Below are 20,521 nucleotides of genomic sequence, written 5' to 3' on the forward strand. Positions count from 1 at the left end.
TCGAGAAAGTTCCGCCGAGGTCGTCTATACGACCTCGGCCTCTATTGTCGAGGATGACCGGCCGGCAAGGCAAATGCCCCCCGAGCCCGGTGTTACGTCCGGAGGGCAAACCGGGGCGATGGACCCGGAAGCCGGTCTCCGGCCTCGAATCCCCAAACTGTCGCAATTGCTTGTTAAAGTTTCCGGCCGGGGAAGGTGCGGAGCGCGGGCGGGCAGGGAGAACGATCATGGTCTTGAGCTTGCCGACGCTGCGCCGTGCGGGCCTGGTCCTGGCGGTGGCGGCATTCGCGCTCGCGGGCCTGGCGCGCGCGGACGATCCGCCGCAGCCGCGCGGGGAGGGGGCGGCGCCGGCGGGCCAGCAGAAGGGCGGGCGCGGCGGCACTGCGGCGCCGGGCTCGCCGTCGGCCGCCGAGCAGCATCGTCTGCCCGGCGACTCGACGACCAAGCAGAGCCTCGACCTGCCGGGCCGAACGCTCAATTTCACCGCAACTGCGGGCTCCATCCGCGTATTCGACGACAAGGGCGAGCCGCTCGCCGACATCGCCACCACGTCTTACGAGCTCGATAGCCAAGATCACGCCACGCGCCCGGTGACGTTCCTGTTTAACGGCGGGCCGGGCGCCTCCTCGGCGTGGCTCCAGTTCGGCGCGGTCGGGCCCTGGCGGCTGCCGCTCGACGGTGAGAGGCTGTCGCCGTCGGCTTCGCCCGAGGTGAAGCCCAACGCGGAGACCTGGCTCGATTTCACCGACCTCGTCTTCATCGATCCCGTCGGCACCGGCTACAGCCGTGTCATCGCGAGCGGCGAGGATGCGCGAAAACGATTCTATTCGGTCGACGGCGACGTCGATTCGATTGCGCTCGTCATCCGTCGCTGGCTCGAGAAGCACAACCGCCTGACCTCGCCGAAATACGTCGCGGGCGAGAGCTATGGGGGCATCCGCGGGCCGAAGGTGGTGCGCCAGTTGCAGCTTAAGCACGGTGTCGGCGTCAGGGGATTGATCCTGGTGTCGCCGCTGCTGGATTTCCGCGAATTCACGGGCACCAGCCTCCTGCAATATGTCGCGACCTTACCGAGCTATGTCGCAGTGGCGCGGGAAGCCAAGGGGCCGGTGACGCGCGCCGATCTCGCCGATGTAGAGGCCTATGCACGCGGCGAATTCCTGGCTGATCTCGTCAAGGGCGAGGCGGACAAGGAGGCGACCAATCGCCTCGCCGACAAGGTCGCTGGGCTGACCGGCATCGACCAGGTGGTGAGCCGCAGGCTCGCTGGGCGCTTCGATGTCGGCGAATTCCGCCGCGAACTCGATCGCAAGAACGGCATGGTGACCGGCCGCTACGACGCTTCCGTGCGCGGCTTCGATCCCTATCCGGATTCGAGCAGCTCGCGGTTCGGCGACCCCTCGGGCGATGCGCTTCAGGCGCCGCTGACGAGCGCCGCGGTTGATGTGCTCACGCGAAAACTCAATTGGCGCCCGGACGGCTCCTATGAAGTGCTCAACGGCGCCGTCGAGCACAACTGGGATTTCGGCGGCGGTATCAACCCGCCACAATCACTATCGGAGCTCCGCCAGATCCTCGCTACCGATGCAAAGCTGAACGTGCTGGTCGCGCATGGCCTGTTCGATCTTGCCACGCCCTATTTCGGCACGCAGCGGGCGCTCGACCAGCTGCCGGCTTTCGCAACGTCACGGGTGAAGTTCGTCGTCTATCCCGGCGGCCACATGTTCTATTCGCGCGACGGGTCGCGTCAGGCGTTTCGCGGAGAGGTCGAGGCGCTGATCAGGGAGTAGGGCGTTTCTTGCGCGGCGGGTAGCGCCGCGCGATCTCGCGTGCCACAACGTTCGCAGGCTTGATGTCGGCGCCGGCGAGCCAGATGTCGCTGATCCTCCCGCGCTTGTCGCGGACGCGCCGCACGGGCTCGCCGTGGCTGGAATAGCCGGCCGCCCAGGCCAGCCTGCCGGTGTCTCGGCCGGTGACCTCGATCTCGGCGGCATCCATGAACGGGTTGTTGAACTGCGGATTGGCGACGAGGACGCGGTTGCCGGCGGGCACGAGGTCGGTCGCCCCCCAGATCGTCCACCAGCGGCCGGTCCAGTCGCGCACGCGCCGGTCGGGCGCGCCGCGTGTCTTGAAGACCCTCAGGATCTGCATCGCGCCGTCCATCCAGAACGGCGCCGCGCCGTCGATGGAATTGCTGAGGATGCTGATTGCGAGCTCGCAAGCGGGAATGGCGCAGGTCCGGGAGATGTAGCCCTGGAAGCCACCGCCATGACCGAACCAGTCCCAGCCGTCGGTCTTGCCGGCGTTGACGCCGAGGCCGTAATAGGCCTCGAAGCTCTGCGGCACGCGCCAATGGTGTCGCGTCATCTCGCGACGGCTCGTGACCGACAGCACGCTCTTTTTGGCGCTCGGGGCAAGCTGGGCGAAGAAACGCGCGGTGTCTGCGGCGGTGGCGACGAAGCCCGCGGCCGATGCCATCGCATGGGCGGGATTGTCGCCGGGAATCACGCAGCGCTCGCCGAGCGGCAGCTTTCGCGTGTGGCCGCGGGCGAACAGCGCGCCTTTCGGAAGCGGTGCATTCGGCTCGGTCTCGCGCAAGCCGACCGGTTCGATGATCTCGCGCTTGATCCACGCGGAATAAGCCTCCTTGGTCACCGCTTCGATGACAAGGCCCATCAGGCCAAAGCCGTGATTGGAGTATTTGAAGCGCGTGCCTGGTTCGATCGCGGTCGGCAGCGTCAGTTCCGCAAGCAGCTCGGTCGCGTTGAGATAGGGACGGCTGTCAATGAACTGACCGGAATCGGCGCCGTCGCGCGTCAGCCCGGCGCTGTGCGAAAGCACCTGCGCAATCGTCGTCTCGGCGATGCGCGGATGCAGGCTGCCGACATATTGGCCGATGGGATCGTCGAGCCGGAGCTTGCGTTGCTCACGCAGCTTCATCACGCCGGCCGAAGTAAAGCTCTTGGAGTGCGAGGCGATGCGGAAGCGATGGCGCGGCGTCAGCTTCTCGCCGGTATCGAGATTGGCGAGGCCGAAGGCGTGCTCGGCAACGACCTCGCCGCGGTGGACGAAAGCCACCATGACGCCGGGCTGCTGGAAGGTGCTCTGCTGGAATTCAATCCAGGAGCTGATGTAGTCGATCGCGGATCGCAGCCAATTGTCCATTGCGCTATCAGTTTGCGAGGGAGATAGGTGTGCGAAGGCTAGCCGAGATAGCAGAACGGGCACAACCGGTAAGGTTGTGCCCGTTCATCTCATGCAAAGATGCGCCGTGCTTAGTAGACGAGCGTCGCGCCGGTGGGCTTGTCGAGCGCGGCAGCCAGCGAGCGATACTCGGAGCTGTCGGTGCCGGCGAGCGAGGCGATCTTGTTCAGGTGGTATTGCGCCTGTTCGCGGTTGCCCTGCTCGAGCTGCCAGAGACCGTAATACTGCCAGGTGCGGACGTGGTTCGGATCGTCCTTCAGCGCGATCTCGTAATAGATCTTCGACGATTGGTAGTCGCCGAGCTTGCGATAGGAGTAGCCGATCAGGTTCGCAACGTCGGCGACGTCGTCACGCTTGAGCTGCTTCAGCTGGCCAATCGCGTCCGTATAATCGTGCTTGTCGTAGATCGTTGTGTAAGCCGTGCGATAGGCCGCGAGGAATTTGGGGTCGCTGACGGAAGAGCTCTTCTTCTTTCCTTTTTTGGTCGAGCTATCCGACTTCGGCGGCGGCGAGGGATCATCGCTACCGGCGGCATAGGCGCTCGTCAGCACCGGTCCGGCCGCCAGCGCCATCGAGACAAGGCCCGGTACCAGAAGCATGGAAAGTCTGCGCATCTAAGTTCTCCCGTATGGAACGTGGCGATCCTACACGATTGCCCAAAGACCGGAACACCCGGCGGGTGGAAACATTCCCGGTGGTCCCCAGCCGTTCGGCGCTCCCCGGGCAACATAACAAACTTGTCATCCAGATGAACGGAAGCCTGCCAGGCGCTTCAGAACGGGTTCAGCGTGCGCCATCTAGGCTCTCACCTATGATCGAAGGGTCGGCGAGAGGGCGCCGCCTCAAGATCCTTCCAAGAGGAGACCAGCATGTTGAAGACCATTTCCGCCGCCTTGCTCGCAGCTTCCGTCATCGCAGCCCCGGCCTTCGCCGCTGAAACCGGCAAGACCACGACTGCGCCGGTGATCAAGGCGGATCAGACCCAAAACAAGGTCTCGACCACCGCCGCCAAACCGGACGCCGGCGTCAAGGCCGATGCCAAGACGGCCGACATCAAGTCGGGAGCCAAGGTCGATGCCAAGAGCAAGGCGATGAACGCCAACGCCGCGATCACGCCCGACGAGCACAAAACCGTGCGGACGCACCGCCATCACCACAAGCATCTGTCGGCCAAGAAGTCGCTGAAGGCGCAGCCGGACCTCGGCAAGCCGGTCACGACCGAGAAGCGTAGCTAACGACTGATCCCACGGGCGGCATCCATTGCCCGCCGCCCCGTGCGGAGCTCAGGCCGGCCCGTTTCGTCATACCCTGTGCGGGAGCGCATGGTGCTGACGACGGGCCGGCGCGTCGTCGCGGAAGCGAATTCCCTTTGTGCAACCTTGGAGCTAGAAACATCCTGCGAGTCTGGGTGGTCGGAGAACTCTGTCCTTGGGGCAATTGGCGAAACGTGCGGCAGTCCTGGTTCTGCCGCTGTTGCTTGCGGCATGCTTCGGCAGCGATGGTGACCGTCCATCCCTGATGGAAGGGACCCAGGCCGGAGGGCCGCAGCCGTTTCCCGACAATTTTCGTGGCGACACGCTGGCCCTGATGCACACCTATTTGAATAATCCGGTCGGTGTTCGCGACGCCGGCATGGCCGATCCGGTGTTGCGAGAGGTCGGCGGGCGACAGTTCTATGTCAGCTGCCTGCGTTACACGCCGCGCGAGAGCGACGGCAGCTACAAGACGATGCGCGAGCGCGCCGTCGTCTTCGTCAACGGCCGGGGCGACCGCGTCGTCGATCGCGCCAGCGAGCTGTGCGCCGGCGCGGTTTACGCACCGTTTCCAGAACTGGAAAAGATGACGCGGTAGCGCAAAGCGCGCCTTCATCGGCAGGTGCTAGGACAGTGCTGCCGGAGCCGCTGGATCACATTTTGGCGAGCTTTGAACGGAGTAGCTTTGCCTTGCGACAAAATGTTGCGGCGGGTCCTGCGTGGTCGAAAAATCGCTGGCCGCAGGCGGACGTGACGGAACAAAATCGCATTGTTGCCGCCCCGTCACAGTAACGAACGATCAACGTTCCGGCATCGCCTCGAAGCAACCAAATTCACGCCACGTTGTTTCCCGAGGGTCGATTTTGAAAGAACGGGGACGATCATGAAGACGATTTTACTCGGTGCAGCAGCTCTGCTTGCGCTGGCCGCACCGGCGGCTGCGGCGGATATCCAGCCGCGCACCTACACGAAGGCTCCGGCCTACACACCTCCGCAAGTGATCTACAACTGGACCGGCTTCTACATCGGCGGCCATGTCGGCGGCGCCTTCGCCGGCGACACCACTTTCCAATCGAGCGACGCCCGCTTCCTGGGCGGCGTGCAGGGCGGCTTCGACTACCAGTTCGCACCCAATTGGGTGCTGGGTATCGAGGCGCAGTATTCGTGGCTGCCGACCAACAACAACGGTGTCACGTTCCCGCTGGGCACCCAGGTGACGTCGAACACCGATCAACTCGGTTCGGTGACCGGCCGCATCGGTTACACCTGGGGCCCGACGCTGCTCTACGCCAAGGGCGGTTACGCCTGGCGTAATGGTGGACTTGGCGTCAACATTGCCGGGGTGCCGCAGGCCTTCACCGCCACCGGTAACAGCAAGGACGGCTATACCGTCGGTGCGGGCCTCGAATACATGTTCGCTCCCAACTGGTCGGCCAAGGCCGAGTACCAGTACTATAATTTCGGCAGCACCACGTTTACCTCCGGGCCGGCCGACATCGTCGGCGTTCGTGGCCGGGATGACGAGCATACCGTCAAGGTCGGTGTGAACTATCGCTTTGGCTGGGGCGGCCCGGCGGCTTCGCGCTACTGACCGCGCGAGCGCGGGCGCGATCACAATCTGGCAAAGGCCGGCGTCCCGCCGGCCTTTCGTTTGCCTGTTTGCCCCGCGTGAACCATCTGGCGCATCACTTGCAAGCAAACAGTCCGGCGCGCGTCTTCTCACGCGTGTCACGGGGATCGGGTAAAGCAAAAATAATTTTTGCGACTTACGGAACTCGCGCTTCGGAACGCGTTATTAGTGAATTGCCGGGCTGGTGGGGTAAGAACATGCGTATATTGGCGTCGGTGGCGGTGGTCTCGTGCTTCGTTGCCCTGCCGTGCTCTGCCCAAACAATCCTCAAATCCGAGCCTCTGATGTTGGCACCTTATGAGGTCGCCTTCGTGAGGGACGCCTCCTGTCCGTCGGGGCAGGTCCTCAAGGTGACGGGAGCGATCCGCGGGCTGCACCGTCGCAAGACCTGTGTGGCCCTCCCCGGTGAGCAGGCTTCGCTGGCGACCGCCACGCCCTGAGGCACGATCGCGGAAGGTGCGAAGCGGCATTCCGTGATGATCGTGCGACCTGGCTGCCGGCCTTCGACGGCTCACGAACTGAGCTGAAGCTCCATCCTGGATTCCCGCTCGGCATCCGCTTTGTTCTTGGCCGGATCCTCCCCCTGGGCGGCCGGGCAGGATTTGATCTCATAGTCGTTGTCGAGCATCCGGCGCGGACCGTGCCGCTCCTCATCGGTGCCGACATCCACGACCAAGCCGCTCCGTTGCGCGAGCTTCCAGACGTCGGCTTCGTCAGGATAGGCTTTGCTGATCTGGCTGTCGTTGCAGAACAGGGCGTAGGGCATGCTTTCCGCTCCGGGAAAGCGCGTTAACGAAGCTAGACAGCGAGGAGTTCCAGATTGATCACGGGAGCGTGATCGAAGGCGCCAGAGAGCCAGGATCTGAGTCCTTAACGAGTCCTGAATCCCCCAAAAAAGAAACTTTGGGACTCATTTGGCGGAATCAGCGGATGTTTCCGGCCATGACGACCGACCTGAAAACCTGCTGCGGGCACATGCTCCTGCCACTCACGCTGGCACTGTTTGGCGCCTGCGCAGCCAATCTCTGGCTGGTTTGGTCTTGGTTGTAGGTGACCCGACTCTACTTGGGGGGCGGGGCCGCGTCGCGGATTGCGGCGCGTAGCTTGGTCAGAGTTGCCGCGCAATAGTCCTCGCGCTCGCGCTCAAAGCGCTCCTGATGTTTTCTGAAACGGGCAATGCGGGCCTGCATCTCGCTGCGAAAATCGCTTGCCGAGGATGAAGGGGCGGGCAAGGGCTGGGGCGTCGGGGCAATCTGCCGCGGTGGATCCGCCTGCGGCGGTTCGAACGCAATTGTCACGGCCTGGACCGAGGCGATTTCTGCGGCCGCAGCGGTATCCGGCTGACGGAAGTCGTCCTTCCTTCCGGAGACTGATTGCACGAAGGCCAGTGTCTGCGCGATCAGTGCGTCGCGCTCTCTGATCCACTTCATCGTCCACCACCCTGTTGGGACTATTTCACCAAAGCAGGGCGGCCGAATCAAGCAGACTGTCCGCAAGGGATTGCATATTTTTCCCGGACGCCCGACATTAGAGGGATGGATTCCAAGGTCGAACCGTCAGACGAAGCGCAGGGGCTGCGGCTCGTGCGCGCCTTTCTCTCCCTTCCGCCTGACAAGCGGGCGGAGGTGATCGCGTTCGTCGAGGATCTTGTTGTGCGCGTCCATGCCGGGCCCGACGATGGCCAAGATGTCTCACTGGATCGCTAGTCCGATTAACGCTGCTCGACTTTGAAATCGCCTAACGCCTCAAAAGTGGGCTCAAGCTTACGTGAGGCTTACCAACGAACGCTGATTGGGTATTTCTTCGTAATCCTATTCCGCGCATTTACTATCAAATGTTAATTTCCCCTCTCTCAAATGCTGCCGACCAGTCGTTCCGATTCTGGAACCGGGCATTGCGAATGGACAGCGGCTGCGATGAGCCTTTTGAACAATTTGAAAATCGTGTGGAAGGTTGCGCTGATCGTGGCCGTGATGGGCTGCGCGTTGATTGCGGTCGCCACTTTTGGGACGCGCGAGCTTTCGGCGACCGTCGATGGATTCAGCGAACTTGCGGCCGCGCAGTCCTCCGCACTCAACCTCACGCGGGCGCAGCGCCGCGCCGAGACCTATCACGCGGCTCTCTATGCGGTCCTGACTGAGACGACGGAGGCGGGCAACGCCAATCGCCTCAAGATCGCAAGCCAGAACCGCGACGAAATCCGTCAATATCTCGAGGCGGCGGAGCAGGATGATGCCTCTCGTGCGAGCCAGATCAAGAGCATCGGCGACCAGCTGAAAGCAGTGTTCGCCGGCTGCGATCCGGTGCTGAAGGCCGGTGCGCAGGCAAGCACCCCCGAAGAAAATGCCAGGGCTGCCGAACGTGCGCACAAGGAGTGCGACCCGATCATGGATGCGGCCCTCGCACGCATCGCCGAGTTCGTGACCGAGACTGCTCTTTCCGCGAGCAAACGCAAGGACGCGATCAATCGCGACTCCAAATCAGCGATCTGGACCGTGATGAGCGTCAGCGCCGGGGGCCTGATCGTCGGTATCGCAATCGCGCTCTTCATCGGCCTCGTGGCGATGTCGAAGCCGATTGCCCGGCTCAAGCTCGCCATGGAGGGCTTGGCTCGGAATGACCTTACGACCGAAGTGCCCGAGAAGGATCGCCGCGACGAGATCGGCGACATGGCCAAGACCGTCGAGGTGTTCAAGACGAATGCGCTCGAGGTGGAGCGGCTCAAGGCAGCGCAGGTGGAAGCCGAGAAGCAGGCTGCCGAGCAGCGCCGACGCGACTTGTTCAATCTGGCCGACGGCTTCGAGCGTGCGGTCGGCGAGATCATCGACACCGTCGGATCCGCCTCCACCGAGCTCGAAGCGTCGTCCTCGACGCTGGCCACCACCGCGCAGCGCGCGCAGGAGCTGACCTCGGTCGTTGCGGTTGCCTCGGGCGAAGCCACCGGCAACGTCCAGTCAGTGGCGACCGCGACGGAGGAATTGTCGTCGTCGGTGAACGAGATCAGCCGGCAGGTGCAGGAATCCGCGCGGATGGCGAGCGAGGCCGTCAACCAGGCACGCACCACGACTGAACGGGTCAGCGAACTCTCGATTGCGGCCACGCGCATCGGCGACGTTGTCGAACTCATCAACACCATTGCGGGCCAGACGAATCTGCTGGCGCTGAACGCGACGATCGAGGCGGCGCGGGCCGGCGAGGCCGGCCGTGGCTTCGCCGTCGTCGCCTCCGAGGTGAAGACTCTGGCCGAGCAGACCGCGAAGGCCACCGGCGAGATCAGCCAGCAGATCTCCGGCATCCAGAACGCTACCCAGGAATCGGTGACGGCGATCCGCGGCATCTCGGCGACGATCGAGCGGCTGTCCGAGGTATCCTCGACTATTGCCGCTGCCGTCGAGGAGCAGGGCGCGGCGACCCAGGAGATCTCGCGCAACGTACAGCAGGCCGCGCACGGCACCCAGCAGGTCTCGACCAACATCACCGACGTACAGCGCGGCGCGGCCGAGACCGGTTCGGCTTCCTCACAGGTGCTCTCGACCGCGAAGATGCTGGCTACCGACAGCACCCGGCTGAAGGACGAAGTCGGAAAATTCCTGCAGACGGTCCGCGCCGCCTGAGCGGCGACAAAACAGGATTCTGCGGTTTCGGGTCTCGTTAGGCCGGCTGGGGTCAGGCCGCGAGTTTGGCCTGGAAGAACCGCGTGATCCGATTGATCGCGTCTGCTGTCATCGGGTCGGTGTCGGAGAAGTCAAAGCCGTGGCCCTTGCCTGGATAGGGTACAAATTCGGTCGCGGCGCCGACCGACTTGCCGAGCGCGACCAGCTCCCGTCCTTCCGAGATCGAGACGTTCTTGTCGGCCTCGCCATGCAATGCGATCAGCGGCGGCAGGTGCTTGACCTTGGCGGCCATCGCCGCGGGTATGCCGCCATAGAGCACCGCGAGAGCTGCAACGCGATTGTCGCGCGCAGCGGCCTCGGCAGCGATGTAGCTGCCTAACGAGAAGCCGAGCAGGCCGACGCGACCTGAGCTGTCAGAGCGGCCAAGCACGGCCGTCACGGTGGCGGCGACCGCATCGGCCCAGCCGTCGTACCGCGTCTTCTCATAGGCCACGCGGTCTTCACGCGCGGCGGATGCCAGCATCGCCGTATCGGCAGGCGTCATGTAGTGGAGAAAATAAGTGTCGATGCCCCGCGCCGTCAGCGCGTCGGCATAGCGTTCGTAAGCGCGGGGCTTGAGCTCGATGGCGCGGGCGCCATGCAATACGATCACGGCAGGACGTTTCGCGTCGGCCGCGGCCGCATAACGCGATACTGGGAGGCAGTCATGGCCGGAGGTGACGCTGAACTGTTCGCCCGGCGCGCCGCGTGCGGCGACGGGCGACAGTAGCACCGCGATGGCGGCAAGAGCCGTGCGTCGGCTGATCATAACGGGGCTCGCTGGAGAGACGCTTCGGATGCGATAGCTCGCATCTATCACGTCTATCGCTGCCTATACAGCGAGGCGCAAAGCGCTGGTGCCGGCTGAGGGGATTGAACCCCCGACCTTCGGTTTACAAAACCGCTGCTCTACCGCTGAGCTAAGCCGGCGATGCCCAAGGGAAGCGGGCAGGGGCCGGCATGCGCAGGGCTGCCCGCCCGCGCGTCGCAATATCAGACTTGGTTGGAAAGTGCCAGAACCCGCGTGGGCAGAAACAGGCGGCCCTGATGGCCGCCTGTTGCCGCGTACGCCACCTGAATCGGTTTACTGGCAGATATGCCGGCGGCCGTCCTCGCCCTTGAACCAGGTACCGGGCGTACAGACGAAGCCGTTGCGCTGGGCGTAGCTGCGGGTGTCCCAACCGCGATTGTCCCAGCCACGGTTGTCGTAGGCGTAGCTGTTGTCCATGGCGCGGAACGGCGCGGTTGCGATCGCACCCGCCGTCCCGATCGCAGCGCCTGCGACGCCCGCGGCAACATCGGTCGGCCAGAAGCCGGTGCGGCTCCTGTTCCAATCATTGTTCCAATCGCCATCGGCATGTCGATAGGCGATGCGGCGGTGGCGATAGCCGCTATCCGTGTACGGGTTGCCCGGTCCGACATTCGAGCAGTTGGCGTTCGGGAATTGCGCCGCGCACCGGCCGGGATTGGTGACGACGGCCTGCGCCATGGCGGAGCCTGCCAACATGGTTGCTGCGATCGCCGTGGCTCCAAGAAGTTTGACGTTCATGGTGTTTGTCTCCCGTCTTTTGATTTGACCGGGGCTTAAATGCTGACGGCGTTGGACGTTCCGGCGAAACCGTTTCTTTTTCGCGCGTCGAAGGTCACACGGATGTGAGCTGGTGGACTGGGCTCAGGCAGCGAGTCCCTGCGCTGTTAACGCTTCGCTAGTGAGCGTTGCAGCATTTGAGCGAGGCGCGATCCTTACGCGTTAGGCTTACCGGAATTTGGTGAGCTGTCCTTAACCCTCTCTGCGTCGGTATCGGTTAGGTTGTGTTCCGGATAACCGGAACCCTTCCATGCGCGCATCCGCGCTTGCCGCCTTTCTGATCGGACTGCCCGCGACGGCCTTTGCCGGCGGCGGCTTCGACATCGTCGTGCCCGGCCGTCCCGGCGTGCCCATCATCATCAACAATATCGATGCGTCCTACAGCGTGGTCGAAAGTGTCTGGGGTCTCGGCAAGAACGTCCAGGTGCAGCCCACCATCTACGGCGGACGCTACGTGGCGGAACGGCAGCCCAGCGAGGTCGGCCATTATTACCCCAGCATGGGCCTGCAGCCCGGCTATGGCCGCCTCGAGGTCGAGCCGCCCGCGCACCGCAAATTGCCGCAGCCGGCCGAGAGCTATCAGCGGAGCTGGGGCGCATCGTCCGCGCCGCTGCCGCCGCAAATGGATGTGCCGGTCAATCCGCCGCCGGTGATCCTCGCGCCCGAGATCAACGACTATCCGCGGCGCCCGCGACCGCACACGGAAATGCCCGGCAGGCCGCCGGGATAAGAAACGCCAAAACTCAACAAGACGGAAATCAACAGGAGAGAGTAATGCGTCAGATGATTTCGGGACTGGTCGCGGCGGCTGCCGTGATGTTCGTGGGCAGCGCGCCGGCCATGGCCTGCGGCTTCAATCCGTGCCAGCCGCTTGCGCCGGTCTTCTCCGGCTGCGACACCGGCTGCGGCGGTTACGGCTACGGCGCCGGCTATGGTTATGGCTATGAGCGCCTGGCCGAGCCGACCACGCAGTACTACTACGTCAACCAGGGGCCGACCTACACCGGTCCCGGCGCTTTCGCGCCGTATCCGACCTACCAGGAGGACGCGGTCGTCGCGCCCGCGAACTACGGCTACGGTTACGGTTATCGGGCGGCTGCGCCGTACGCTTATCATCACCGCCCTTACTATCGTCCGTATCGCTATGGCTACGGCCCGCGCTACGGCTATCTGCCGCGCACGCATTACGGCTATGGCCCGCGCTACGGCTACAGCCATCGCTATCAGCCGTATTACGGCGGCCATCGCGTGCTGCGCCGCTATTACTGATCTCTGCTCGGTTGAGCTGACGAAGCGCCCGTCCGCGTGCTGCGGACGGGCGCTTCACTTTTCTTCGAAACAACCCCATGCACAGTAGCCGGGGACAGCGAAATCAAGGACTTGAAGCGCAATGACATCGAGATGAGGAATCATCGCGCATGGCATCATGGCTCGAGCCTGGCCACTTCTGAAAATCCGTAATTGCGCTTGACCCGTCGGGCAAAACAGGCGCATGATGGCATCGTCGGGAATGCGTGGCGCGCTCAGCGCTTCATCAGCCCCAGCCTGACAGCACCGACATAGAGTGAGAGCACGGCGGCATTCGAGACGTTGAGGCTCTTGATCTCCCCGGGCATGTCGAGCCGCGCCACCACGCTGCAGGTCTCGCGGGTCAATTGCCGCAGACCCTTGCCTTCGGCGCCGAGCACCAGCGCGAGCGGTTCGCGCAGCGCGACGTCGGAAAGATCCTCGCTGCCCTCGCTGTCGAGGCCGACGGTCTGGAAGCCGCGCTCGTTCAAGGCCGTCAGGGCACGCGCGAGGTTTTGCACCGATACCATCGGCACCAGCTCCAGCGCGCCGGAGGCGGCCTTGGCGAGCACGCCCGTTGCCTCCGGGCTGTGACGCGCGGTGGTGACGATCGCCTTGACCGCGAAGGCGGCGGCGGAGCGCAGGATGGCGCCGACATTGTGCGGGTCGGTGATCTGGTCGAGCACCAGCACCATGCCTTCCTGCTTCAAGGTCTCGATGTCGGGCGAGGGCAGGGGATCGGCCTCGGCCAGCAGGCCCTGATGCACGGCGTCCGGCGAGAGCAGGCGGTCGATCTCCTGGGGCCGGACGATCTCGGGCGCGACGCGCGTATCGATGTTTTCGTCCGCCAGCCGCCGTGCGGCATTCTCGGTCAGCGTCAGCTTGCGGATCCGGCGCTGCGGGTTGGCGAGCGCCATGGTGACCGTGTGCCAGCCATAGAGGATGACGGGTCCGTCGGGGTGCGAATCGCGGTCGCGCCAGGCCGGCCGGCCCGCCGATTTCCCGGGCTTCTTAAAGGGCTTAGACCCGCCGCGGGGCCCCTTGGGCACGAATTTTCGATCCTTCATCCGCTCGCTTGTGTCACGGGTCCCGGAATATGGCAATTTGGATGGGGTCGGGGGCGATTTTAGCTGTCGGCCTCGGTTGACTTTGCCCCACCGCTTCGCCCATAAACGCGCCCGGTCGCGCCCCCATCCGGGCTGTCGCGGCCTTCACGTTCCATGGCCGACTTCGGTCCGCCGGCAAGGTCCGGCCCGATTGTGCTGCCGTCGAGCGGGGGAGTGTCCCGAGTGGCAAAGGGAGCTGACTGTAAATCAGCCGCCTCATGGCTTCGCAGGTTCGAGTCCTGCCTCCCCCACCATCTAACCGTCTGGAATGATGTATATATTTTCGTTTCTGTCCGCGCGTTAGAGCTTGGGCAGCTTGACCCAGCGAGCTGGGTCAGCGCTGGGTCAAGAATCAAGGGAACCGCGGGTCTAGAGGTAGTTTTCAACAAGTAATCGAATCCTTGACCGAATCCATTCAACTAACCCCCTCTCAGGATGCGGAGCTGCATCAGAAGCGGGACAGCATGTGCTCCAATCCCACGCCGGGCCGCGTTCGAGAAATTTGCGCTCAGCTCGATATCGATGAGGCTCGGTATTCTGACCACGGTTGTCGTCCGCCGGATAACCTCTATTATCTGAACTCGGCGCGCGAGTTTTGTTCGATGAGCAAGTTCCAAATCTTGTTGCGGACAATCCGCCTCGTTGGTCTGACAAATGTTTCGGGAACGCAGAGAACTTTGGAAGGATTGTTCTACTATCTCGGCGAACTAATTGCCGCCCAGAATTACTCTGCTCAGCCGTACATGCCGGAGGTTCTCCTGGAAGGCCCGATCGCGTGCATCGGCCGGTGAAACTCTTTGTGGTCCAGCGCGGCGACCCTGGCGAAGGTCTGGCCGCAGTACATGTTAACTTCAACGGCGAGGACTTTTTTATTCGCAAGCCTCGTGTCGGCGCCCTGGATGAGGAGCGATCTCTTCAGGTGCTCGACTTCGTATCTACCGCACTCACCATGGTTACAACGAAAGATAGTCTGCCGAAGGCCAACACGGTTAGCTTGATAGCGGTGAGATAATCGACATTTGAGGTTGATGCTCGTTCGGCTTCTGTCGCTGCGGAGAAACATCAGATCGGTCGGTCATCAGTAGTGAAACGATTTCCTTCGGCCATTTGTGTTCTTGGAAGTATCGCAGAACCTTCGGATCCATCGGATCGTGGATTGCGCTTTTGGAGAGTAAAGCGGGGCGGCGGATGGCGGAGAGAAAGAAAAGTCTGACGATAGCGCCAAAACTGAAAGTTACATCGGCTCGATGCCGATCTTCTTAATGATCCCGGCCCACTTCGCTGTCTCAAAGGTCATGTAATCCGCAAGGCCTTTGGAGTCCATCACCAGCGGCTCGGCGCCCTGCTCGACGAAGAGCGCGCGCACCTTCGGATCGTTCACGGCATCGACCATCGCCTTGTAAAGCTTGTCGATCACGGCTTTGTCGGTGTTCGCTGGCGCAAGCAGCGCGAGCCAGGCCGCGCTCTCGTAATTCTTCAGGCCCGCCTCCGCCGCAGTCGGCACATCGGGCAGCGCCGTCATGCGCTTGTCGCTGGCCACCGCGAGCGGGCGCGCATCGCCGCTCTTGATCAGGCCGAGGACGTTGGGCAGCAGCTGGAAACCGAGCGGCACCTGGCCTGCGATGAAGTCCGGCGTGTAAGCGGCGATGTTGCGATAGGGAACATGCGTGAGCTCGGTCCCCGTGAGCTGCTCGAAATAGGCGGCCGACAGATGCTGCGACGAGCCGACGCCGACCGTGCCGTAGTTCAGCTCGCGCGGATGCTCTTTGGCGTAATCGATCAGCTCGCCCAGCGATTTCGGCGGCAGCTTCGAATTGATCACGATCACATTCGGAAGCATCGCGAACAGGCCGATCGGTGCGAGATCCCTGAGCGGATCGTAAGGAAGCTCCTTGTAGAGCGACTTGTTCGCGGCCAGCGGGCCGGAGGTGCTCATCAGCAGCGTATAGCCGTCCGGCGCCGCATGCGCCGCGGCCGCCGTGCCGATATTGCCGCCGGCACCGGGACGATTGTCGACCACAAAGGCCTGCCCCAGCGACGTCGACATGCGATTGAGCAGGATGCGGGTGATGACGTCGCTGGCGCTGCCGCCGGCAAAGGGCACCAGCACCTGGACCGGACGGGCTGGATAGTCCTGCGCCTGCGCAGGACACAGCCCTATGGCGGCGAAGGCCGCGAATGCGCCGGACGACAGCAAAGACCTGCGGCTGGGGTGAAAGCCGTTCGCGCGCCGCGCTGCGCTGACCGTGATCTTGCTGCGATCGAACCGTGTCATCTCGGACTGGATCTCCCGATTGCGTCTCGTTCTGCAAGACCTGGGATCATCAGGGAGAGAAATCGTCGGATGCGGGCCAGGTTCGCGAGCTTCTGCGCCTGGAGCGTAATGAGCGGCTCGCTGCCGCCGTCATGCCAGCCGGTCTCAAAACTTACCAAGGCGTCTCATTTTGCGGCGGCCGCGACAGTTTGCCCGTGCGGGCCGAGCGAGCCCCGATCTCGATCGGCTCTAACCGGCGCGATTCCGTGGTGCCTTGCGCGAGGGCGAGCTTGCGCGGCGGGAAGCAGGCTCGACGAATTCCCTCGCCACGAAAGCTGCTTGCGCAAGATCGTGGCTGATGACGTCGAGCACGGCCTTCGCCGCGACCGATACTGCGCGGCGCGGGTGATGCACCCAGGCAATCGAACGCACGATCCGTTGTTCATCGAAGCGATGCGCCCTGATAGTCCCGTTGGCGAGCGACTGCCGGAGCGCGATGGTCGGCAGCACCGTCACGAAGTCGGTGGTCGCGATCACGTCGCAGAGCGCAGGCAGCGTATCGAGCTCGAGCCGTGGGCGCAGGTCGATGCCGATGGCGGCGGCGTGCTCGTCGAGGATCAGGCGCAGACCGTGCCGCTTCGACGGCAGCACGAGATCGAAGCTGGCGATGTGGTCGAAACGCAGCTTGGCAGGCGGCCGGATCGGGCCGTCGTTCCGGCAGGCGAATACCATCTCCTCGTCCATGACGTGATGCGCGGCCAGCGGCGTCTTGCGGCGCGGCACGTTGATCAGCGCGAAATCGAGTTGGCCGGTGTTGACCCAGTCGACCAGCGTCTCGGTGTAGCCCTCGCAGACCGACAGTGTGATCTCGGGATAGCGGCTGGCGACGGTCGCCGACGACCTCGCCATCGTGCTTTGCGCCACCGAGGTGATGAGGCCGACCGAGACGCGGCCCGAGATGCGCCCGCCGAGCTGCGCCATTTCCTGTCGCGCATACTCGGCATCGCGCACGATCGGAGCCGTCAGCCGCACCAGCGCCTCGCCGGCGCTGGTCAGCGTCATGCCCTGGACGCTGCGGTCGAACAGCTTTTGGCCAAGCTCGGCCTCGAGCTTTGCGATCTGCATGCTCAGCGCCGGCTGCACGATGTTGAGCTGGCGGGCCGCGCGGGTGACGTTCTTCTCCTCGGCCAGGCATAGGAAATATTGCATCTGCCTGAGTTCCACTGGGCCTGTACTCCGGTCTGCCTGAGGTCATCATTTCAGATGATCGATTATATAATCAATCATTATTTGTGGTGATGGTTGCCATTGCCTAGGCTTGCGCGAACGACCGTGGCCTGCGGCAGCCGCGCGATCCACCGGAGCAAAACCAAAGATATGCAGGACACCACGCCTAAGCGGATGATCATCGGTATTTCCGGCGCCTCGGGCGTCACCTATGGCGTGCGCCTGCTCGAGCTTCTGCGCAATGCCGGCGTCGAAACCCACCTGGTGATGTCGAAGACCGCCGAGCAGACCTTTGCCTACGAGACGGACCTGAAGATCGCGGAGGTGAGGGCGCTCGCCAATGTCAACCATGCCATCGACGACATGGCCTCCGCTATCTCCAGTGGCTCGTTCCGCACCGCCGGCATGATCGTGGCACCCTGCTCGATGCGCTCGATGTCCGAGATCGCCTCGGGCGTCACCACGACGCTGCTGACCCGGGCCGCCGACGTCGTGCTCAAGGAGCGCCGTCGCCTCGTGCTGATGGTGCGCGAGACCCCGCTGCACACCGGGCATCTCCGGACGATGACGGCCCTCTCGGAGATCGGCGCGATCATCGCGCCGCCCTTGCCGGCTTTCTACGCCAGGCCCGAAAGCCTCGACGACATGGTCGAGCACACCGTCGGCCGCGTGCTCGACCTCTACGACATCGATATCGGCGTGGTGCGCCGCTGGGGCGAGGACGAGGCGCTCAAGCGCCGCTCGCCGTCGCTGCGCAAGATCGCGCCTTGACCCGAACAGCCCAAGGAAAGACTGGAATGCAAATGGAGACGATTGCGAGCAAAGCGGCGAATGTGCCCGCCGATCTGCGCGCCTGGCTCGCTCATCTTACCGAACGCGGCAAGCTTGCGATCGCCCGCGAGGGCATCTCGCTCACGGACGAGCTCGCCGCAATCGCCAAGCGGCTGGAGCGCGACAGCGCCGTATTGTTTCCGCGTCCCGACGGGCACGCAATCCCGGTCGTCGCCAACCTCTTTGCCGGGCGCGACTGGGTCGCCGATTCCATCGGCGTGAGCGAGGACCAGCTGCTGCCGCGGTTTCTGGCGGCCGCGAGCCATCCGCTGCCGACGCATGAGGTTGCAAGCGGCCCGGTGCAGGAGGTCGTCCATGACGACGTCGATCTGCTGCGTCAGCTTCCGGTGCCCAAGCACAATGAACGCGACAGCGGTCCCTACATCACGGCGGGCCTGCTGATCGCGCGCAATCCCAGGACCGGCGTCCAGAACGTTTCGATCCATCGCTGCCAGATCTCTGGCAAGAACCGCATCGGCGTGTTGCTGCTACCGCGGCACACCTTCTCCTATTATCGCCTCGCCGAAGAGCTGGGGCAGGCGCTGGAGATCGCGATCGTGATCGGCGCGCATCCGGCGCTGCTGCTCGCCTCGCAGGCCATCGCCGCGCTGGACGAGGACGAGATGGCGATCGCCGGTGCGCTGCTCGGCACCCCGGTCGACGTCGTGAAGTGCCGCACCAATTCGGTCCGCGTGCCCGCTTATGCGGAGATCGTGATCGAGGGGCGCATTCTTCAGGGCGTGCGCGAGCCGGAAGGCCCGTTCGGCGAATTCCCTCAATATTATGGGCCGCGCGCCAACCGCGAGGTGATCGAGGTCGACGCGATCACGCATCGCAAGGCGCCGATCTTCCACACCATCGTCGGCGGCGGTTTCGAGCATCTGATCCTCGGCGGCGTGCCGCGCGAGGCGACGCTGCTCCAGCACCTGCGCCGCAGCTTCCCCAATGTGCTCGACGTCCGCCTCACGCGTGGCGGCACCTGCCGCTACCATCTCGCGATCAAGATCGACAAGGCCAATGACGGCGAGCCCAAGAACATCATGATGTGCGCCTTCGGCGCGCATTACGACATCAAGCATGTGGTCGTGGTGGACAAGGACGTCGACGTCTCCTCGTCCGAGGAGATCGAATGGGCGGTGGCGACGCGCTTCCAGGCCGATCGCGACCTCATGGTCGTGTCGGGTGCGCTCGGCTCGAAGCTCGACCCGACCACCGACAATGGCATCGGCGCCAAGATGGGCCTCGATGCGACCTCGCCGCTCAGCGCGCCCGAGCTGGCCTTCAAGCGCATTCGGGTCAAGGGCGAGGAGGAGGTCGATCTTGCCGCGGCCTTGCAGGCCGATCCAGGCGCCGCGGTCACGCAATTGCTTGCGGAGACGCGCGCATGAGCCGGCGACCGGCTCCCGGCAGCTTGCGTCCGTTTCCGCGATTGGAATATGTAGCTGACGCTGCTTATAGTGCCGCGCCAAACGGCCAATCGTTTTGCAGTGCAAAGATGGGAGGAAGGAACTGATGTCGACGGCCCTGCGCATCGCTCATGGCGCTTTCGGCAGGGTCGCTCTGCTCGACATGGACCGGTCGCTGGTCCGTCATGCCCATCATCATTGCCACGTCCTGCTCAAGGTCGAGGGCGCCGACACGCAGTTCATGGTCGGCGATCAGGTCACGCCGCTGACCGATACGGCCGCAGTGCTGGTCGATGGTTGGAAGCCGCATGCCTATGTGCACGACGCCAATCGTCCGCGCACGCTGATCATGGCGCTCTATATCGAGCCGGAATGGCTGAAGGAGTTCCGCCCGGGATGGGCCGCGAGCGGTGCGCCCGGCTTTTTCGAGCGGCCCTCGGGCGAGGTGTCGCCGCGTATTCGCCAGCTCACGCTGCATCTGGCGGCCGAGATGATGGCCAATCCGGACGCGGTGCGGACCCACGAGCAGACGCTGTCGGACCTGATGATCGCGGTGATCGAGCGCTTCACGCCTTGGCGCAGCTTTCCGATCTCGATCCGGGGCATGAGCGCGGTGAGCTGCGACTGGCGCATCCGCCGCGCAATGGATGCGATGCTCGTGCAGGATTCCTACGGCAGCGTCGATCAGTTCGTGAAGCGCGCGGGGCTCTCGCGCGCGCAGTTCTTCCGCCTGTTCGAGACCTCGCTCGGCGTCTCGCCAAAGATCTATCTCAACGTCGTCCGCATGGAGCGCGCGCTCGATGCCGTCATGCGCGAGGACACGCCGCTCGGCGAGCTCAGCGAGCGCTTTGGTTTTCCTGAGCCGGCGCACTTCACGCGCTTCTTCCGCGATCATGCCGGCGTCAGTCCGCGCGAATTTCGCAACGTCTCGCGCCTCGCGGGCTGAGTCTCGCCGCCGATATTGCGCTGCACGCGCTCGAATGAGACGATTTGGTAAGTCGTGAGAGCGGGCGGTATGGCCCGCGCAGCCCCTGTCCTGACAAGTGTCGCCGTCGCGTCAAAGAACGCGTCGGGAGGTATGC

At 63.8% G+C, this 20,521-nt stretch carries 23 protein-coding genes and 2 tRNA genes; 15 read left to right on the top strand and 10 right to left on the bottom strand.

What is annotated here, in order from left to right; genetic code table 11:
• Nucleotides 1–227: 227 nt before the first annotated feature.
• Nucleotides 228–1,790, top strand: a complete 1,563-nt coding sequence (locus X265_RS15975) for a S10 family peptidase (RefSeq protein ID WP_128965672.1) — start codon at nucleotides 228–230, stop codon at nucleotides 1,788–1,790.
• Here X265_RS15975 and X265_RS15980 read toward each other — a convergent pair.
• Together X265_RS15980 and X265_RS15985 are read right to left on the bottom strand one after the other, a co-directional pair.
• Nucleotides 1,780–3,165 carry a serine hydrolase domain-containing protein gene (locus X265_RS15980; RefSeq protein WP_164938618.1) on the bottom strand — a complete coding sequence of 462 codons (1,386 nt, stop codon included), beginning with the start codon at nucleotides 3,163–3,165 and terminating at the stop codon, nucleotides 1,780–1,782. The genes X265_RS15975 and X265_RS15980 overlap by 11 nt on opposite strands.
• Nucleotides 3,166–3,275: 110 nt before the next feature.
• Nucleotides 3,276–3,818: a tetratricopeptide repeat protein gene (locus X265_RS15985; protein ID WP_128965674.1), complete on the bottom strand. Its 543-nt coding sequence runs from the start codon at nucleotides 3,816–3,818 to the stop codon at nucleotides 3,276–3,278.
• Nucleotides 3,819–4,073: 255 nt separating this feature from the next.
• Between X265_RS15985 and X265_RS15990 the strand changes: the two genes are divergently transcribed.
• The 4 genes from X265_RS15990 to X265_RS42090 all read left to right on the top strand — a co-directional run bounded on the left by X265_RS15990 (nucleotide 4,074) and on the right by X265_RS42090 (nucleotide 6,527).
• Entirely contained in the window at nucleotides 4,074–4,439 is a 366-nt protein-coding gene (locus X265_RS15990; RefSeq protein ID WP_128965675.1) for a His-rich protein BRANT, read from the top strand.
• 193 nt (nucleotides 4,440–4,632) lie between these two features.
• On the top strand, nucleotides 4,633–5,055 hold the full coding sequence (locus X265_RS15995; protein ID WP_128965676.1) for a hypothetical protein: 423 nt from the start codon (nucleotides 4,633–4,635) through the stop codon (nucleotides 5,053–5,055).
• A gap of 285 nt (nucleotides 5,056–5,340) precedes the next feature.
• On the top strand, nucleotides 5,341–6,048 hold the full coding sequence (locus tag X265_RS16000; RefSeq protein ID WP_128965677.1) for an outer membrane protein: 708 nt from the start codon (nucleotides 5,341–5,343) through the stop codon (nucleotides 6,046–6,048).
• A gap of 236 nt (nucleotides 6,049–6,284) precedes the next feature.
• Nucleotides 6,285–6,527 (top strand): DUF6719 family protein, encoded by a 243-nt coding sequence (locus tag X265_RS42090; RefSeq protein ID WP_128969293.1) that lies wholly within the window; start codon nucleotides 6,285–6,287, stop codon nucleotides 6,525–6,527.
• A gap of 71 nt (nucleotides 6,528–6,598) precedes the next feature.
• Here the strand turns inward: X265_RS42090 and X265_RS16010 are convergent, their stop codons facing one another.
• Nucleotides 6,599–6,853: a hypothetical protein gene (locus X265_RS16010; RefSeq protein ID WP_128965678.1), complete on the bottom strand. Its 255-nt coding sequence runs from the start codon at nucleotides 6,851–6,853 to the stop codon at nucleotides 6,599–6,601.
• 295 nt (nucleotides 6,854–7,148) lie between these two features.
• On the bottom strand, nucleotides 7,149–7,517 hold the full coding sequence (locus tag X265_RS16015) for a hypothetical protein (protein WP_128969294.1): 369 nt from the start codon (nucleotides 7,515–7,517) through the stop codon (nucleotides 7,149–7,151).
• A 105-nt stretch (nucleotides 7,518–7,622) separates the two neighbouring features.
• Here X265_RS16015 and X265_RS40495 point away from each other — a divergent pair, with 105 nt between their 5' ends.
• Together X265_RS40495 and X265_RS16020 are read left to right on the top strand one after the other, a co-directional pair.
• On the top strand, nucleotides 7,623–7,793 hold the full coding sequence (locus tag X265_RS40495) for a hypothetical protein (protein ID WP_164938619.1): 171 nt from the start codon (nucleotides 7,623–7,625) through the stop codon (nucleotides 7,791–7,793).
• 210 nt (nucleotides 7,794–8,003) lie between these two features.
• Complete coding sequence (locus tag X265_RS16020) at nucleotides 8,004–9,701, top strand: methyl-accepting chemotaxis protein (RefSeq protein ID WP_128965679.1); 1,698 nt, start codon at nucleotides 8,004–8,006, stop codon at nucleotides 9,699–9,701.
• A gap of 52 nt (nucleotides 9,702–9,753) precedes the next feature.
• On the opposite strand, the gene X265_RS16025 is transcribed toward X265_RS16020, so the two are convergent.
• From X265_RS16025 to X265_RS16035, 3 genes are all read right to left on the bottom strand, one after another.
• Entirely contained in the window at nucleotides 9,754–10,509 is a 756-nt protein-coding gene (locus tag X265_RS16025) for a dienelactone hydrolase family protein (protein WP_128965680.1), read from the bottom strand.
• 86 nt (nucleotides 10,510–10,595) lie between these two features.
• Nucleotides 10,596–10,670 (bottom strand) — tRNA-Thr (locus tag X265_RS16030).
• Nucleotides 10,671–10,824: 154 nt separating this feature from the next.
• Nucleotides 10,825–11,289 carry a hypothetical protein gene (locus X265_RS16035; protein ID WP_128965681.1) on the bottom strand — a complete coding sequence of 155 codons (465 nt, stop codon included), beginning with the start codon at nucleotides 11,287–11,289 and terminating at the stop codon, nucleotides 10,825–10,827.
• A 289-nt stretch (nucleotides 11,290–11,578) separates the two neighbouring features.
• On the opposite strand from X265_RS16035, the gene X265_RS16040 reads away from it, so the two are divergent.
• Together X265_RS16040 and X265_RS16045 are read left to right on the top strand one after the other, a co-directional pair.
• Entirely contained in the window at nucleotides 11,579–12,058 is a 480-nt protein-coding gene (locus X265_RS16040; protein ID WP_128965682.1) for a hypothetical protein, read from the top strand.
• A gap of 44 nt (nucleotides 12,059–12,102) precedes the next feature.
• Nucleotides 12,103–12,597: a hypothetical protein gene (locus tag X265_RS16045; RefSeq protein WP_128965683.1), complete on the top strand. Its 495-nt coding sequence runs from the start codon at nucleotides 12,103–12,105 to the stop codon at nucleotides 12,595–12,597.
• Nucleotides 12,598–12,851: 254 nt separating this feature from the next.
• Here X265_RS16045 and rlmB read toward each other — a convergent pair whose 3' ends face one another.
• Nucleotides 12,852–13,682 (bottom strand): 23S rRNA (guanosine(2251)-2'-O)-methyltransferase RlmB, encoded by an 831-nt coding sequence (rlmB, locus tag X265_RS16050; protein ID WP_164938620.1) that lies wholly within the window; start codon nucleotides 13,680–13,682, stop codon nucleotides 12,852–12,854.
• A 207-nt stretch (nucleotides 13,683–13,889) separates the two neighbouring features.
• Between rlmB and X265_RS16055 the strand changes: the two genes are divergently transcribed.
• The 3 genes from X265_RS16055 (at nucleotide 13,890) to X265_RS16065 (ending at nucleotide 14,733) form a co-directional block, all read left to right on the top strand.
• A tRNA-Tyr gene (locus X265_RS16055) sits at nucleotides 13,890–13,975 on the top strand.
• Nucleotides 13,976–14,122: 147 nt separating this feature from the next.
• Nucleotides 14,123–14,512: a hypothetical protein gene (locus tag X265_RS16060; RefSeq protein ID WP_128965685.1), complete on the top strand. Its 390-nt coding sequence runs from the start codon at nucleotides 14,123–14,125 to the stop codon at nucleotides 14,510–14,512.
• Nucleotides 14,509–14,733, top strand: coding sequence for a hypothetical protein (locus X265_RS16065; protein WP_128965686.1), 225 nt, complete (start codon nucleotides 14,509–14,511; stop codon nucleotides 14,731–14,733). Before X265_RS16060 ends, X265_RS16065 begins: the two co-directional genes overlap by 4 nt.
• Nucleotides 14,734–14,955: 222 nt before the next feature.
• Here X265_RS16065 and X265_RS16070 read toward each other — a convergent pair whose 3' ends face one another.
• Entirely contained in the window at nucleotides 14,956–15,996 is a 1,041-nt protein-coding gene (locus X265_RS16070) for a Bug family tripartite tricarboxylate transporter substrate binding protein (protein WP_128965687.1), read from the bottom strand.
• 228 nt (nucleotides 15,997–16,224) lie between these two features.
• On the bottom strand, nucleotides 16,225–17,184 hold the full coding sequence (locus X265_RS16075) for a LysR family transcriptional regulator (protein ID WP_128969295.1): 960 nt from the start codon (nucleotides 17,182–17,184) through the stop codon (nucleotides 16,225–16,227).
• A gap of 168 nt (nucleotides 17,185–17,352) precedes the next feature.
• On the opposite strand from X265_RS16075, the gene X265_RS16080 reads away from it, so the two are divergent.
• The 3 genes from X265_RS16080 (at nucleotide 17,353) to X265_RS16090 (ending at nucleotide 20,385) form a co-directional block, all read left to right on the top strand.
• Nucleotides 17,353–17,973, top strand: a complete 621-nt coding sequence (locus tag X265_RS16080) for a UbiX family flavin prenyltransferase (protein ID WP_128965688.1) — start codon at nucleotides 17,353–17,355, stop codon at nucleotides 17,971–17,973.
• Nucleotides 17,974–17,999: 26 nt separating this feature from the next.
• Nucleotides 18,000–19,421, top strand: a complete 1,422-nt coding sequence (locus tag X265_RS16085; RefSeq protein WP_128965689.1) for a UbiD family decarboxylase — start codon at nucleotides 18,000–18,002, stop codon at nucleotides 19,419–19,421.
• Nucleotides 19,422–19,545: 124 nt separating this feature from the next.
• Complete coding sequence (locus X265_RS16090) at nucleotides 19,546–20,385, top strand: helix-turn-helix transcriptional regulator (protein ID WP_128965690.1); 840 nt, start codon at nucleotides 19,546–19,548, stop codon at nucleotides 20,383–20,385.
• Nucleotides 20,386–20,521: the final 136 nt, after the last annotated feature.

Origin of the sequence: Bradyrhizobium guangdongense (genome assembly GCF_004114975.1) — a bacterium.
GTDB classification, from domain to species: domain Bacteria; phylum Pseudomonadota; class Alphaproteobacteria; order Rhizobiales; family Xanthobacteraceae; genus Bradyrhizobium; species Bradyrhizobium guangdongense.

Bases quoted from the DNA above. Each gene is read 5' to 3' on its own strand.
- rlmB (WP_164938620.1), bottom strand. From the start codon at position 13,682: ATGAAGGATCGAAAATTCGTGCCCAAGGGGCCCCGCGGCGGGTCTAAG.
- X265_RS15990 (WP_128965675.1), top strand. From the start codon at position 4,074: ATGTTGAAGACCATTTCCGCCGCCTTGCTCGCAGCTTCCGTCATCGCA.
- X265_RS16020 (WP_128965679.1), top strand. From the start codon at position 8,004: ATGAGCCTTTTGAACAATTTGAAAATCGTGTGGAAGGTTGCGCTGATC.
- X265_RS16080 (WP_128965688.1), top strand. From the start codon at position 17,353: ATGCAGGACACCACGCCTAAGCGGATGATCATCGGTATTTCCGGCGCC.
- X265_RS15980 (WP_164938618.1), bottom strand. From the start codon at position 3,165: ATGGACAATTGGCTGCGATCCGCGATCGACTACATCAGCTCCTGGATT.
- X265_RS16085 (WP_128965689.1), top strand. From the start codon at position 18,000: ATGCAAATGGAGACGATTGCGAGCAAAGCGGCGAATGTGCCCGCCGAT.
- X265_RS15985 (WP_128965674.1), bottom strand. From the start codon at position 3,818: ATGCGCAGACTTTCCATGCTTCTGGTACCGGGCCTTGTCTCGATGGCG.
- X265_RS40495 (WP_164938619.1), top strand. From the start codon at position 7,623: ATGGATTCCAAGGTCGAACCGTCAGACGAAGCGCAGGGGCTGCGGCTC.
- X265_RS16075 (WP_128969295.1), bottom strand. From the start codon at position 17,184: ATGCAATATTTCCTATGCCTGGCCGAGGAGAAGAACGTCACCCGCGCG.
- X265_RS42090 (WP_128969293.1), top strand. From the start codon at position 6,285: ATGCGTATATTGGCGTCGGTGGCGGTGGTCTCGTGCTTCGTTGCCCTG.
- X265_RS16010 (WP_128965678.1), bottom strand. From the start codon at position 6,853: ATGCCCTACGCCCTGTTCTGCAACGACAGCCAGATCAGCAAAGCCTAT.
- X265_RS16045 (WP_128965683.1), top strand. From the start codon at position 12,103: ATGCGTCAGATGATTTCGGGACTGGTCGCGGCGGCTGCCGTGATGTTC.
- X265_RS16090 (WP_128965690.1), top strand. From the start codon at position 19,546: ATGTCGACGGCCCTGCGCATCGCTCATGGCGCTTTCGGCAGGGTCGCT.
- X265_RS16015 (WP_128969294.1), bottom strand. From the start codon at position 7,517: ATGAAGTGGATCAGAGAGCGCGACGCACTGATCGCGCAGACACTGGCC.
- X265_RS16035 (WP_128965681.1), bottom strand. From the start codon at position 11,289: ATGAACGTCAAACTTCTTGGAGCCACGGCGATCGCAGCAACCATGTTG.
- X265_RS15975 (WP_128965672.1), top strand. From the start codon at position 228: ATGGTCTTGAGCTTGCCGACGCTGCGCCGTGCGGGCCTGGTCCTGGCG.
- X265_RS16025 (WP_128965680.1), bottom strand. From the start codon at position 10,509: ATGATCAGCCGACGCACGGCTCTTGCCGCCATCGCGGTGCTACTGTCG.
- X265_RS16040 (WP_128965682.1), top strand. From the start codon at position 11,579: ATGCGCGCATCCGCGCTTGCCGCCTTTCTGATCGGACTGCCCGCGACG.
- X265_RS16070 (WP_128965687.1), bottom strand. From the start codon at position 15,996: ATGACACGGTTCGATCGCAGCAAGATCACGGTCAGCGCAGCGCGGCGC.
- X265_RS16000 (WP_128965677.1), top strand. From the start codon at position 5,341: ATGAAGACGATTTTACTCGGTGCAGCAGCTCTGCTTGCGCTGGCCGCA.